This window comes from Agarivorans sp. 2_MG-2023 (genome assembly GCF_030548085.1).
Lineage (GTDB): Bacteria > Pseudomonadota > Gammaproteobacteria > Enterobacterales > Celerinatantimonadaceae > Agarivorans.
Genome location: NZ_JAUORQ010000013.1, coordinates 1 through 14,726, shown reverse-complemented (window position 1 = coordinate 14,726; position 14,726 = coordinate 1). Strand labels below are relative to the sequence as shown.

Here is a 14,726-nt window from a genome sequence, read left to right as displayed (position 1 = left end):
AGAACCGACCACACAAAACCATCAAATCAATATCAATACGGTGATGCAAACTAGCGACTAAATCTCGCTTAATATCCGCTATGTTATTTGGAGATAAAGGCTATAATGCGGCCACTAAGCAGTATAAGGTTCGGCAAAGTGATTAAACCCAAAGCAGCCAGTTGGATAAGTTTGTATTTTTCAGGATTATTCTTTGCCTGGGGAGTATTTCTACCTTTTTGGGCCTTATGGTTAGAAAGTGAAGGCTTAGACCCTAGCCAAATTGGTTTGTTATTAGGCTTTAGTATGCTGGCTCGATTCATGGGCAATATGTTACTTATGCCACGAATAAAATCGGCTAAACACTTGCTCCCAGGGATCCGCTGGGTGAGTTTCGCCAGCATTCTAGTGGTATCAGGTTTGTGTTGGTTAGAGGGTTATTTCTGGCTAACGGTGCTCACCCTAGCGGCAAACTTTTTTATTGCCACACTCATTCCCTTAGGTGATGCCGTTGCCACCAAATGGGTTAGCCAACTACGCTTAGATTACGGTCGAGTTAGAGTATTTGGCTCTATCGCCTTTATTGTTTCATCTACGCTACTGGGTATTGGGCTCACCTATTATTCTCACTCGCTCATTTTGTATGCCACAATCGGCTCGCTAGTATTAATGTGGGGCCTTAGTTTACTCACCCCTGCTTCACCTTTGGTGGATGAAACCAGTGAAAACGAACCCGTTAACCACCGCTTATGGGCGGTACTAAAACAAAAAAACACTCTGCTGTTTATTACTGTCACCGCTTTAATCCAAGGCTCACATGCCGCTTACTACGCCTACAGCACACTGTATTGGAAAAGTATTGGATATGCAGAATCGACCATTGGTTATTTATGGTCGATTGGCGTGGTATTCGAAATGAGCATTCTTATTTTTGGCAGTAAATGGTTTAAGCATTGGAATGCCAACAAAATGTTTTTGCTTGCTGCTATAGGTGGCGTATTACGTTGGGGAATATTTGGTAGTACCGAAATACTGCCATTAATGATGTTGTCGCAAGGCATGCACGCCCTTACTTTTGCACTAACCCAATTGGCGGCTATTAAGTACATAGCCTCAGAAGCGCCAAGCTCTCAGGCTATTCCACTACAAGCGTTGTACTCAGCCATCGCCTTAAACATGGGGACTGCGCTACTCACCTTTTTGAGCAGTGCTTTATACGAACCAATGGGCTCTGGTGTATTCCTAATAATGGGTGGTTTATCCGCCTTAGCAATACCGCTGCTATTGCTAAACGCACGTTCGGTCAAAAACAATTAAGGTACGCTCAAGAATAAGCTGTAATGGCTACTCCTGAGCCTTACCCTGCTTAATAAGCTGATATAAATACCTTAGCTTGTTAATGAAGAACCCACAGAATAGGATAGACTATCTAATAGCTCTTATAGCGCAGATTATATTACCCTGACTCACTATTCTAAGCATTAGCCAATCTCGCAATATTAATAAAAAAATAAACCATTGTTAAAATTAACATCCCATATATACAAGTCGCTCAGTAAACCCATTAAATTCCGTACGCTTTAAAACACTAAAAACCGCAATAAGAATAATAAACACCCATAAATAATAACATTAACCTCGCTATTATTCCCCTTATTCGGGATGATAAAAATACGAGCGCCCAGCTAACCAATCATTACAGTCTTTACAAGGTTCAAAATCAAAGTCACCAATCCAATGTTTCGCTCTTCTTTTGGCGATTTTATTATCCCATATCTCCTTGATACTGTTATTTAATAAACTTCCTGGGCTATAAACTCCTTCGTAGTCCGCATCACACTGAGAAAATGTACCATCCCAATGTATCGACACGGTTCTAGTCAACCACGCACATGGGAATCGCTCAATTTCAGTTCTTACTTGTTCCAAATGGCTTGCTTGGACAGCATCTCCCCAGCCCAATTTTGGCCTAACTTTAACTATTGCCCCTTTAGATAGCCAAAACTTCTTAAACTCCTCTACTTCATGTTCATTTTCTTCCATCACGATGAACTGCGACACAATTTCGGTTCTTATTTTTGAGTTTTTAGATTTATATTCTAAAACCTTTGATACATTATCTACTACTTTATTAAAGTCGCCCCTTACCCGTATTTTACTGTATGAGTTTTCAGATGTTCCATCAATACTTACGATGATGTAATCTACTCCAGAATTTAGGATATTCTGGCCAAATTCCGAATCTAAATAAACTGCATTGGTATTCAGATTGACTTGAACGTTCTTACTCTTAGCATACTTAATCATATCGATCAGTTTATTACCTAAGAGCAGGGGCTCCCCCATTATCGCTAACCAAACCCTTGTTTTCGGGCTAACTTCTGATATCTCATCAATAATTTTTTTAAAGATAGAAAATTCCATATTCCCTTTAGATCTTGTTAAGTCAGGGTATGGGCACATAATACATCTTAAGTTACAATAATTTGTTACCTCTACAATAACATCTACTGGAAAGTCATGTTCTTTCAATGTTTTCTTAACATCTTCTATATTGGGCTCTATCATAGATTCCTTCTATTTAAATTAACTTAAGAATAGTAAAATACTTTTTAAAACACTAGAGTAAATAGCTAGAATAAATTTTACTGGAATACCAATTCTACACACAACAAATCTAAATAATTATCAACTCTATCTATTCATTAGCTATCTCAACAAGGTTACTATTTTAAACTTTATATTTTTCTATAATCTGTGCCAAGATCAAAAATGTTCCATATTATTAAAATAATTTACACAATAATCCTCAATGTCAACTAGTACATCCAACATCATCTATAATAGATAGCCTCTTCAGGGAGTTAAAGATTTCCTTAAAAAATAATTTAAACACTTCACTTTTGAGTGTAAGAGTTTCACCTTCTAATACTCCTTTAGGAAAATATGTACAATTTAACCATTTAAATCATCAGAGAAAAGAGAGGGAGAGTTAGTGAGGTAATGGCAGTTCAGTGAGCAGCAGCTTGAACAAAGCGCTGACTCCTAGATACACGCCTATAAAAAATCCGAGAGCCACTAAGCACACTCGGATTTTGTTATCTTTAAATCAATGTTAGCGCGATAATGTAAACGTAATTGCTCGATAAACCAGCTTATTGGCTAGCGTCTCTCGCTTAAGTTTCTACATTTTCGCTAACAAGCATCAAGGAGATTAAAAACTCCCGGTTGTTGATGCACCCGTTCCAGTATTAACTGAGTTATTACCACCCGATTGCCACTGAATCACATTGCTAGGATCGCTTTCGTTACGAATAATACACTTCCATTCAATGTCTGTTGATTTAGGAAGCTTAATAGTGGCTGTCCAAGTTGGGTAACTCGTAGGGCTTAGCTGCACTGCATTGGCTGCTTGCCAGTTACCTAATGCGCTATTATTACCTACCGCATAAACGCTATCACCCATGTTGGTATTACCATTGTTACAGGTAAAGCTCACATTAACGTCACCTGTTGGGTCAATAATCACACCCGTTTCTGCTAACCACATTCTTGCTGAGCCAGCAGGTACATTAACGGTATAATTGCTGCTGCTTGCTTGGAAGCTTGAGCCGGTGAATACGTCAACATAGTTTTTAGAGTGATTTAAGTTACTCGCATTAACGCTAATGTCTTTATCATAGCCACACTTGTTAATACCTAGTAGGCCAGCCTGGCCACGACGTAAAACAATTGCACACTGGTCGGTATACAATACCTCTTCATCGGCCCCTTGAACGCCATTGTGGAACTTCACCATAGCTTTCAAGTTATCTTGTTTGTAGTCATCAACCCAGCGACCACCGTCAACACCAGTTGCATCACTAAATACCATTGGCACACCTTCCTGACGCCCAAGAATATAAGCGTAAGCAAGATGTTCATTGCCTTCACTCATAATTTGATAGCGGAAACCGTCATTACTTGGAATATCGTGGGTGATGGTGAAAGTTAAGGCGCGGATGCCGTCAATCGCTCCACCCCAAGATTTAGGATTGGCTAATGCCTCTAAGCTACCATTTACGTCAAATGCATCACGTAGTGTTTTTAGTAGTGGGAAGTCATAAGCACTGTGTGAAGTTTCACGTAAATAAGGTTCTAAGAAAGTATCGTAATCAGCATTACCCGCACCAGCACCAGTAATAATCTCACCGAACAAGTACATATCTTGTTTAATAGTATCGTTAAACACTTGGTTAATGTGCCAAGTCGTCATGTGCTTGGCGGCATCAATACGGAAGCCACTTACGCCCATGTTTTTAATGGCTTGAACATAGTTGCGTTGTTGCTCACGCACGTAGTTACTTGGATCTAAATCGGGTAAGCCTGGGTCACCATTACCACCACAAATACGGCCGTTCATTGATTCCCAAACATTGGTCCAATTAGTGATACAGAAACCATCGTGAAAATCGCCGGGGGTAAATAAGTTATTGCTTAGATCACCGAACAATTTTTGTCGATTCCAGTACTCACTGTTATTTGAATACTCGCTGAGCGTTTCTGAGCCAGGGAAGTAGGTAGAATTACCGCGCTCATTGGCCATTTGATTAATCACAATATCTGCATAGGTGTTAACCCCATGAGCATTCAATGCGTTAATCATGTTTTGAAAATCTTCTTTATTACCACGGTTGTTGTCAATCACGCGATAATCTTGTGGTTGATAACGGGCCCACCACTGTGAGTTACTGCTATCAGATTTTAATGGTGGCGCCACCAATACATTGGTATAGCCAATCTCTGCGATTTCTGCTGCTCTAGCGGCAACGTCTGAATATCGCCAATCAAATGCATGTAAAATTACATCTGCACTAGCCAGTTGTGAGAACACAGCCAGTGAGGTGCCAAGTAGGCACGTATTAATTGCATTCGCTTTGGTTTTACATTTCATTATTAGTATATCCTTTCCCTTGATTACTATATTGAATGAACACAAAGACCGATTAGTAGAATGCGCGTTTAGTTTAAATGTACCTTTCAGAACAATAGGAGCATCAATACCTAGCTCAGGTGAAGTTTGGTGTTTACTATTTATAAAATCACGTCAGTCACTCACATGAACACCAATAAAACCATACTGTCGGTATTGTGGAGATCCCCACCATTCCTGCGCAAATCATCAGTCCTTGAGGTCAATCTAGCGTATGTTACAAATGTTGTTGAACGCCTTGCTGAAACCGATAAAAATCAACAAAACATCAACACGAGGTAATTTACTAACTCATGGATTGGTGTCAATGGAGGGAAAAAAGGATGTTCTAAAGTGTGAGCCAACAGTGTGATAAGGCTTATCTCTGGCTTACATTTGTGACACTGGACAAACCAGAGTAACGTTTAGTTTGAGTAAACAACACGCCTCCTTAAAAGCACCTAACCCTAAAAAACGCCCTTTGTTAGTATTATATTCCGCAATCACCATACAAATGGGATCGACGCAGTGTGCGCATTTAAGCGACATAAACTGCGTACTTCTGCCAAACTAGAGCTTATGTCGTTCAGGTATTCCAGCATTGAGATGGGATGAAATACCACTAGAGTCTGAGCGCTAGAGCCTGCAATAAAACAGGCCTCTGCGGGTCATTAACAACAAGATTGTCTAGGTTTTTCCTCACCAGCAGCCTTTAGGTTGCACTGGTTTGGCTTAACTCCCTCAAGCGCGTTCTTGAGTAATCCAAAAGACTCCATGATGTTTTCACGAGAAGTCGCAATGTTCATTCGCATAAAGTTAACACCTTCAGCACCAAACCAACTTCCTGGGGTCAAACCCATTTTGGCCTTTTTAAACACTAAGGTTTTCAATTGTTCTTCCGGTAAACCAAGGCCTGAAAAATCAAACCAAATTTGGTAGGTCCCCTCAGGCTGGTACATTTTTATCTGGGGAATATATTGTTCAATAAAATCACTGATCCAACTAACACTTTGCTCTAAATAAACCAGCATTTCATCTAACCATGTTTCGCCTTTTTCAAAGGCTGCAACAGTGGCAAACGCACTAAAGGCATTACCATGATCAAGATACAATGCCGCTACTTGTTGCTTAACATTAGCCAGCAGCGTTGAGTTATTGCTATAGATATACCCGTTAGCAATGCTATGCATACCAAAGGTTTTAGCAGGCGAGCCTATCAAAGCAATAACGTTGGCATAATCAAAGCTCGTTAAGCTGGTAAACCCTTGGCCAGAATAAATAATGTCTGAATGGATTTCGTCACTAATTAGCAGAACATTATGGCGCTGCGAAATCTCAACTAACTGGGCTAATTCAGCTTTGTTCCACACTCTGCCAGTTGGATTATGTGGATTACAGAAGATGACAGCTTTAACATTGTGTTGCTCAATTTGGCGCTCATAATCCTCAAAGTCTATTTGATAGCGAGAACCATCGCTTACTAATTCACTTTTCACGACCTTGCGATTTGCCTTATCAATTAAGTTAGCAAACTGATGATAAGCCGGAGTGTGGATCAATACTCCATCACCCTCTTGCGTAAACTGACGCAGCAATAGAGCGATACCCGACAACACTCCGGGCACTTGTGTAAAATTAGCTTCATTCAGGGGTAAATTATGACGTTTTTGATACCAAGCCGACAATGCGCGAAATACTGCGCTTTCGTTAAATTCATAAGAATAAACGCCACGTTCCACTATGCGCTGTAGCTCTTGGCTAATCGGTTTTGCTACCTGAAAATCCATGTCAGCAACCCAATAAGGAAAAACATCGCTAGTACCGTAAAAATTATTGAGCATCTCGGCTTTGTTTTTAATAAAGCTGTTTTCACCATAGTTTGATGAATCGTTAAATACAGACATGTGTTTCTCCGTTTAGTGGCGTTAATACGGTGTGTGACCAACCATTATTTCGAATATTCCAGAAATATAGATTTACAAGACTAGAATGTCAAAATATATTTCCAATTAATTCGAAATAAATACCCCCAAGTATCTGCAGACAACCAACAGCGCAACGCTTTAGCCCACAACACAAAGCCATTGACTCAAAACAACATGAACAAAGTTTAATCTAATCATTTGTTAATATTTGATACATTTACCCCCTAGGCATTGTTGAGCAAGGCCAGTGCCGTTTGTTGCTAACTTGATTCTTGCTCACTTCGCCCCGATATTGACTATTAATCACTCTAATAAAGGTTGTTGCTGCATTCATGAATCTTTCTCGACTATCGAGCATCAAAACTAAAGCCGATGACTTAGCCAAACTCACCATGGATAAACAGTTGCGCCTAGCGGTAACAGGTTTAAGTGGCGCAGGCAAAACGGCATTCATCACCTCTTTAGTTAACCAGCTATTATTGGGAGCCGAAAACCACCAATTGCCGCTCTGGCAACTAGCCCGTGATCACCGTTTTTTGGGGTCGAAACGTACTCCACAACCTCACTTACATTTAGCCAGTTTTGATTATCAAGGCGGAATGGATGCGCTACAAAGCCAGCCTCCTCGTTGGCCCTCGCCAACTCATGGGGTAAGTGAAATTAGATTAAAACTGCGCTACAAGCCGCAATCGTTGGTATGGAGAAAACTCAACCACACCGCCACGCTTAATCTTGATATTGTCGATTATCCTGGTGAATGGTTATTAGATTTACCGCTGTTAAATATGAATTACGCCCAGTGGTGTGAGCATATTGCTTTAAGCCTCAAAGATTCACGCAAAGCTCAATTAGCCGAGCAATGGCAAGCAATGGCTCAAGCCTTAGCGCTTAACGATAATGCCGATGAAAGCCAACTCGCAGACATAGCCCAGCACTACACAGATTATTTGCATCAATGCAAAGCCGAGCTAGGCATGCATCATATTCAACCTGGCCGCTTTGTATTGCCCGGAGAATTAGCCGGTGCGCCCGTACTCGCCTTTTTCCCCATTTCACCAGAACTTACTAAGGCAAAAGTAACCAATAAAAACAGCAATTTGGCCTTGTTGGTTAAGCGGTTCGAATACTACAAAGAACATGTTGTGAAACAGTTTTATCAACAGCATTTTGTAAAGTTTGACCGCCAAATCGTATTGGTAGATTGCCTTAGCCCACTAAACAGCGGTCTCGATAGTTTTGGCGATATGCAGCTAGCAGTAAACCAAATTCTACATAGCTTTAACTACGGTCAATCAGGGGTGTTGAGGCGCTTATTTTCCCCAAAAATAGATAAACTGTTGTTTGCCGCTACCAAAGCGGATCACGTAACCCCCGAGCAGCATCAACGCTTGGTAAACCTACTCGGCGAAGTGGTTGCCGAAGGAAAACGCCACGTAAAATTTGAAGGCATTAATACCGAGATTATGGCGCTGGCGTCTATCAAAGCCACCCAAACAGGCAAAGCCCAACTCAATGGCCACACCATTAACGCAATTAAGGGCATTTTACAAAATGATGTCGATAGCCAGCAGTTAACCACTTTGTTTCCCGGAGAAGTGCCGGCCAGTTTGCCCAAACACACATTTTGGCAGCAACAAGGGTTTGAATTTAGCCCATTCCAGCCGCCGCAAGCTAGCCCTTATCAAGCGTTACCCCATATTCGCATCGACCAAGCCATTGAGTTTTTGCTAGGAGATAAATTTAAATGAATCCGCCGATTAAACAACGCCAAGTGCTTAACGCAGAACAAGATGCAAACACTCCCCTCAATCAGGAAGAAGCGCCCCTAGCCAGCAAACAAGTCATCGACGATACAGATTGGCAACAAGATCCCGAGATTGCCGACCTAGAGCCCTTAGATATAGAGCTCACGCCACAAAAAACCAGCCCTTGGTTAAAATATGGGTTTGGCGCAGCCGTCGTTATTGCAATAGGTGAACTCGCCTTAAGCCTTGCTGAACTATGGCAAAGCTCGCCCACTCGCGCCGCCATTTATAGCGTAGTATTAGCCAGTATTGTGGGCGGATTACTGACCATTGCAGTGAGAGAGTTGGCTAAATTACGCCGTTTAAAAAAGTTCCAAAAAGAGCATCAACTTGGCGAACATTACCTAGAACAAGCAACTAGCGACAGCAGCAAAGCCAGAACCTATTGTGAAAACCTCGCTAAGCTACAAGGCTTAAGTGATAGCCAAGAATACCTAACCTGGAAAAACTGGCTAAACGACAGCCATAGCAGTAGTGAAATAGTCAGCTTGTACAGCGACACCGTGCTAACACCTTTAGATAACCGTGCTAAACAAGCCATAAGTAAATGGTCTGGCGAAGCCGCAGTGCTAGTGGCAATAAGCCCCTTAGCCTTGGTAGACATGCTTATCATTTTTTGGCGTAACATAAAAATGATTGAGTCAGTGGCTCAAATATACGGCATTGAGCTGGGCTACTTAAGCCGGATCCGCTTAATTAAATCGGTGTTTGCCAATATGATTTATGCCGCCGCAAGCGAGGTGATCACCGATGTGGGCAGTGACCTGTTAGGTGCCGAGCTTACTGCAAAGCTCTCGGGTAAAGCCGCACAAGGTATTGGCGCAGGTTTACTTACTGCACGCCTAGGCTTCAAAACCATGGAACAATGCAGGCCAGTACCATGGACTTTAAATAACAAACCTAAAACCAAGCAACTCAAGAGCATTTTGATTGAAAGAGTAAAACAAAAACTGAGTGCTTGAAGCTAACATATAAAAACTTATCGGTGAGGGAGCTTTTTAGCTTCCTCTAAGAACAACTTAATCACCGGATTGGCGTAATAATTGGTACGTCGAATCGCTTCTACAAACCACTCACTATGTTGATTACTCTCAATTTTAAATGTTTTTAGTAAACCCTGATCTATAAAGGGTTCAGCGATAAACCTCGGTACCCTTGCCCAACCTAAACCATTGATAACCATTTTGATGATTTCATTAACGTTATTTGCGTAGAAAATATGATTACTAATTAAGTGTTGTTTGCTCACTTGGCCATCTCGAATAAATTCAAAACCTATTTGAGTAATGTTCCTCACCTCTTGGTCGGGCAACAATGCATCACTAGTTTGGTAATCACTAGCAAGAATATTCACCACTTCAAAATTGAACAAACGTGTTTGGGTAATATCTTTATGAAACATAAAGTTAGACGTCAGCACGCCGACTTCAGCCTCGCCATTTCTCACCCATTCCAATACTTGAAACGGGTCACCATTTTTAACATTGAATTCTAGAGCAGGAAAGGTATCAGAAACCGTTTTATAGCAGCGAGCCAAATCAATACTACTAATGGTCGTATCTACTGCCAAACGGAAAACATCAGGCTCCTTAGCCTGTAATGATTCAGCCTTTGTTTGAAAATGCTTGGTTTCATTTAGCACTGCATCCGCATACGCCAACAAAGTATTACCCTCTGTCGTCAATGTAAGTTTTCTCACTTGCCGGTCGAACAAGTTCAAACCTAGGTCTATTTCCAGGTTAGATACCTGCTCACCAACAGTTGTCGAGTGTTTCTGCAAATCTTCCGCTGCTTGTTTAAAACTTCCCGATCTTGCTGTGGCAACAAAAGCCGCTAATTGCTCTAGAGACAAACTCATAGGCTCTCCTTTTCGCTTAAACGCTCATAACAGGGTAATCCCCTTCTCATAAAAGTGTTGCATTTTTTTTAGATAAATAGAATAGCCCCTGTAAACAAAAACGGGCAGTGATAAACAATTAAATTCACCAAACGCGCTTTGTTAATTGACTTTTAAAACATTAAACAAAACTTGATAAATGACTATCAATCAATCCGCCAAGGAGGCCTTATAACTAAGAGAGAAAACCATGAAAAAAACTTTAACTGCTCTAGCACTTTCAAGTACTTTATTGTCAACAGCATCTTTCGCTACTGAAAGCGAAGAAATGTTCTTACCTTCAATAATTGAAGACTCAATTGGGTCTGCATCTTCGCAGGTTATCGCTGGCATTGCAGACAAGTCAGTTAGAGACAATCTGCGAGAGTACATGGACGGCAGTCCAGACACACGACCTAAGCAACACGCCATAGCGGCAGAGTATGTAAAAGGCATCGCCGATGGCACCATCAACGCTAGCGATATAGAAACAGCCAGCGGTTTCTACGCCAAATTCAAAAATGGCCAAGCCCAGGATTTACATTCATCGCTCGTCGCCGACGGCTAACTCACCTTGTAGAAAATGACCCCAATGTAGATAACAACACAGTAATTGGACAAGATGAACAGGGTAAGGACATCACGGTAAAAGATGCGATTAACAGTGCAAATGCTAACCGAGTAGACACTGCGAAAGGGATCGATGCCAACGCCAAGATAATCCAAGGTGAAGTTGATCGTAGGAATGACCAAGCAGATAACAACCAACAGCGCTCAATAGAAAACGGCAACGGTATCAACAAAAACAAAGATGCTATTGATGCCGAGAAAGACCGCAACAACCAGCAAGACAAGCAAATTGGTAAAATTGAAGACAAGCAAAAAAGCATTGGCGAAAACGTTGATAAAAACAGCAGCGAAATAAACAAAAACAAAGATGCTATTAACGCTGAGAAAGACCGCAATAACCAGCAAGACAAGCAAATTGGCAAAATTGAAGACAAGCAAAAAAGCATCGGCGAAAACGTTGATAAAAACACTAAAGACATTTCAGATAATAAAAAACTGGGTGAAAACAACAAAAGTCGCTTAGATGAGATAAGCAAAGGTGCTGGCGACGAAATCGGTAACAACCGAAACTCAATTCATACCGAAGTTGAGAAGCAACGTAAGTGGAACGCTGAAGCAGAGAAAGAGCAGTCTAACTGGAATCGCAGTGCAGAAAGCGCTGCGGGAAAAATGACCACCGACATCAGCAAAAATGCCTCATCGATTAACGCCAATAGAAACTCTATTGAAGATAACCGCTTAAGCATTGAAAACTTACAAGCTAAAACTCAGCAAGATATAAATCGCTTAGACAATAAAATTGATGTGATGGAAGGCCGTTTATCGAATGGTGTGGCAATGAGTAGCGCCATGAGTCAAATGCAGTTTAATGGTGGTGCTGGCGTAGGTGTAGGTGTTGCGTCGTTTAATGGTTCAAACGCGATCGCACTAGGCGCGGGCTACAGTTTTGGCAGTGAAGATCAATGGATGTTACGAGGTTCATTAAGCCACTCTCAAACCAGTAAAGGTGGCAACCAATCAGATACCATGGCTGGCGCAGGTGTGACTTACAGCTTCCGCTAAACCACTAAGTGAGCAGCTAATCCAGGCTGCTCACTCTTATTCTTTTTGAGATAAACCGAGAAAGAGCAGAGGCAATCATCTCATCTATAAGACCTTTTTGTTAACTCCGCGTTAAAAAACACCCGCTAATTTACCTCAATGACTTCAATCAGCCGTTTAGTCGAAACTAATTCTTGCAAGCCTAAAAATAAACCCATACCATTAAAAACAAAAAAATCAATAAGCTTTCTTTTTAATAGCACAAAGTAAATTTGTATCACTATTAGCGTCAATAATATTGGGGCTGAACTATTAAAAGGAGTTTTCGAATGTCGGTTTTACCGAAGGTAATCCCTGCGATTATCAGTACTTGTTTCACTATGTGTAGCTTCTCGTTATACGCCGTCGACGCAAATCATAACTACGCCGAAGCACTACAAAAATCCGTATACTTTTACGATACCCAACGCTCTGGCCCCCTTCCTCGCCAAGATAACAACTTTCTTGCTAACCCCCTCCATAATGGCTTTTTACCCAACCGAGTAGAATGGCGCGGCGATTCTTATTTAGATGATGGCCAATACAACCAATTCAAACAGCAAATATCGCTCGATTTAACCGGTGGTTGGAGTGATGCTGGCGACCACGTTAAGTTTGGTTTACCGATGGCATTTTCTGCCAGTGTTTTTGGTTGGGGTATTTTGGAGTTTTGGGATGCTTATGAACAATCAGGCCAGCTCCCTTATGCACTCGATAACATGCGCTGGGTAAGTGATTACTTTCTTAAAGCGCACGTAGCAGAGAACGAATTTTACGCCCAAGTGGGTGATGGCCAAATAGATCACTCTTTGTGGGCTCCACCAGAGGTTCAAGGGCCAGAGTTAAAACGCCTTCATGGCAAAGAAAGCTACCGCCCTGCATTAAAACTTACCTTAGAAAAACCGGGCGCCGATTTGGTGGGGCAAACTGCTGCAGCACTCACTATTGCCTCAATCATTTTTAAGAAAAACAGCATCAACAACCCCAAAGATGCTGAATATGCTGCCGAGCTACTTAAACATGCAGAGCAACTATTTAGCTTCGCCTATGCCACTAAAGACTTCGATCACAATGGCAACGGTAACCCAGGCACTTACACCAAATCATTGGTAGACGACCTAGGGAACAACTACGCAGAAAGCTACTATAACTCAACGTCTGGGGCTAAAGATGAGATCCCGTGGGCGGCAGGTTGGTTATATTTGGCGACCCAAAAAGTCGACTATTTACATAAGGCAGAAGCCGGCTATACCGCGATTGCCGACAACACCGGTCACTTTGCTTGGTACCCAGCTTGGGACGACATTCGTAACGCGGTTTATTATTTAATGCAAACCGTTGCGACTCAAGATAGCTATCTTGAAGACTCAAGCCTTAGCGCTAGCGACCGCGTTAACGGCTTTTATGACTACCAGCTGCATAGCACTAACTACCTAGAGCAAATGCTAAATAACAAACGTTATACTCCCGGTGGCATGGTCTATCTGGATGGTTTTGCTTCTGCGCGCGCATCGGCAATGGCCGCTATGCTTGCATTGGTTCATAGAAACCATTTAGACAAGACTCAGCAACAACTTGGTTTTCAGCAACAACTCGCCGACTTCGCCACCAATCAAATCAACTACATTTTGGGTGATAACCCATACAAAATTAGCTACATGGTGGGTTACGGCGACAACTGGCAAACCGCAGCACACCACCGCTCATCGCATGGCAGCAGCACCAATGATATTAACAACCCCACTATTCCCAAACACATTTTGTATGGTGCATTAGCGGGTGGGCCTGATGATAACGACAACTTCTCAAGTGATCGCGCTGACTTCCCAATGACAGAAGTAGCCACCGATATGAATGCAGGGTTTACCGGCGCTTTAGCCGGTATGGTAGATCTATATGGTGGCCAAGGTTTAGTTGATTTCCCTACCCCTGAAGCGCGTGGCAACAGCGGAGCGAGAATAGATGCAAAAATTGCTTACCCTAGTGGTAACGGCAATACCTCTGGCGCTTTAATCAACCTGCGCCTAACTAATGAAACGGCCTACCCTCCTCAAGAATTAAGCGATATCCGTTTTCGCTATTACTTTGATATGAGCGATGAAATAGCCAAAGGTTTTAGTGCCGAGCAATTAGTGGTATCGGCTTACTATGACTCGAACCAACTGAACAAAAGCTTCCCACTACATGCTTGGGGAAGTGAAAATGGCTTGTATTATATTGAGGGCTTAGGAGGCGTAATTTCTCCGGTAGGCGACAGTCAAAAAAGCGCTCAATTAGAGTTATACATGGGTGATTACGTTCAAAGCGGTTGGGATTTTACTAACGATCCGTCAAGCCAAGGCTTAAACGCAGAAAGCTTTAGCCCTGCTGAATACATTGTACTTTACGATGCTGAAGGCAAGATAATTTGGGGAAGTGAGCCCGCAGGTCCAATAGCTCCAGTTGACCCAGTTGACCCAGTTGACCCAGTTGACCCAGGTGCGCCCGTGGCGCCAGTTGACCCAGGGGCACAAGGGGATCGCGGTTAGGGAGCGGAAGGT

The 14,726-nt window shown here is 42.1% G+C and carries 10 protein-coding genes; 6 read left to right on the top strand and 4 right to left on the bottom strand.

The window, feature by feature from the left end:
- The first annotated feature begins 138 nt into the window (after positions 1 to 138).
- On the top strand, positions 139 to 1,296 hold the full coding sequence (locus Q4549_RS17695) for a 3-phenylpropionate MFS transporter (RefSeq protein WP_303553752.1): 1,158 nt from the start codon (positions 139 to 141) through the stop codon (positions 1,294 to 1,296).
- A gap of 336 nt (positions 1,297 to 1,632) precedes the next feature.
- Here Q4549_RS17695 and Q4549_RS17690 read toward each other — a convergent pair whose 3' ends face one another.
- The 3 genes from Q4549_RS17690 to Q4549_RS17680 all read right to left on the bottom strand — a co-directional run bounded on the left by Q4549_RS17690 (position 1,633) and on the right by Q4549_RS17680 (position 6,834).
- Positions 1,633 to 2,547: a radical SAM/SPASM domain-containing protein gene (locus Q4549_RS17690; RefSeq protein WP_303553751.1), complete on the bottom strand. Its 915-nt coding sequence runs from the start codon at positions 2,545 to 2,547 to the stop codon at positions 1,633 to 1,635.
- A gap of 646 nt (positions 2,548 to 3,193) precedes the next feature.
- On the bottom strand, positions 3,194 to 4,912 hold the full coding sequence (locus tag Q4549_RS17685) for a carbohydrate-binding module family 20 domain-containing protein (RefSeq protein WP_303553750.1): 1,719 nt from the start codon (positions 4,910 to 4,912) through the stop codon (positions 3,194 to 3,196).
- Between the two features lie 689 nt (positions 4,913 to 5,601).
- A complete protein-coding gene (locus Q4549_RS17680; protein WP_303553749.1) occupies positions 5,602 to 6,834 on the bottom strand; it encodes a MalY/PatB family protein in 1,233 nt (410 codons plus the stop codon).
- 353 nt (positions 6,835 to 7,187) lie between these two features.
- Between Q4549_RS17680 and Q4549_RS17675 the strand changes: the two genes are divergently transcribed.
- On the top strand, positions 7,188 to 8,603 hold the full coding sequence (locus Q4549_RS17675) for a YcjX family protein (protein WP_303553748.1): 1,416 nt from the start codon (positions 7,188 to 7,190) through the stop codon (positions 8,601 to 8,603).
- The gene (locus Q4549_RS17670; protein ID WP_303553747.1) at positions 8,600 to 9,622 is read left to right on the top strand and encodes a YcjF family protein; all 1,023 of its coding nucleotides are present in this window, start codon (positions 8,600 to 8,602) and stop codon (positions 9,620 to 9,622) included. Before Q4549_RS17675 ends, Q4549_RS17670 begins: the two co-directional genes overlap by 4 nt.
- A gap of 17 nt (positions 9,623 to 9,639) precedes the next feature.
- Here the strand turns inward: Q4549_RS17670 and Q4549_RS17665 are convergent, their stop codons facing one another.
- Positions 9,640 to 10,518 (bottom strand): LysR family transcriptional regulator, encoded by an 879-nt coding sequence (locus Q4549_RS17665; protein ID WP_303553746.1) that lies wholly within the window; start codon positions 10,516 to 10,518, stop codon positions 9,640 to 9,642.
- Between the two features lie 229 nt (positions 10,519 to 10,747).
- Between Q4549_RS17665 and Q4549_RS17660 the strand changes: the two genes are divergently transcribed.
- From Q4549_RS17660 to Q4549_RS17650, 3 genes are all read left to right on the top strand, one after another.
- Positions 10,748 to 11,104, top strand: a complete 357-nt coding sequence (locus Q4549_RS17660) for a hypothetical protein (protein WP_303553745.1) — start codon at positions 10,748 to 10,750, stop codon at positions 11,102 to 11,104.
- Positions 11,105 to 11,775: 671 nt separating this feature from the next.
- Positions 11,776 to 12,168 (top strand): YadA-like family protein, encoded by a 393-nt coding sequence (locus Q4549_RS17655; protein ID WP_303553744.1) that lies wholly within the window; start codon positions 11,776 to 11,778, stop codon positions 12,166 to 12,168.
- Positions 12,169 to 12,476: 308 nt separating this feature from the next.
- Positions 12,477 to 14,714: a glycoside hydrolase family 9 protein gene (locus tag Q4549_RS17650; protein ID WP_303557229.1), complete on the top strand. Its 2,238-nt coding sequence runs from the start codon at positions 12,477 to 12,479 to the stop codon at positions 14,712 to 14,714.
- Positions 14,715 to 14,726 lie beyond the last annotated feature (12 nt).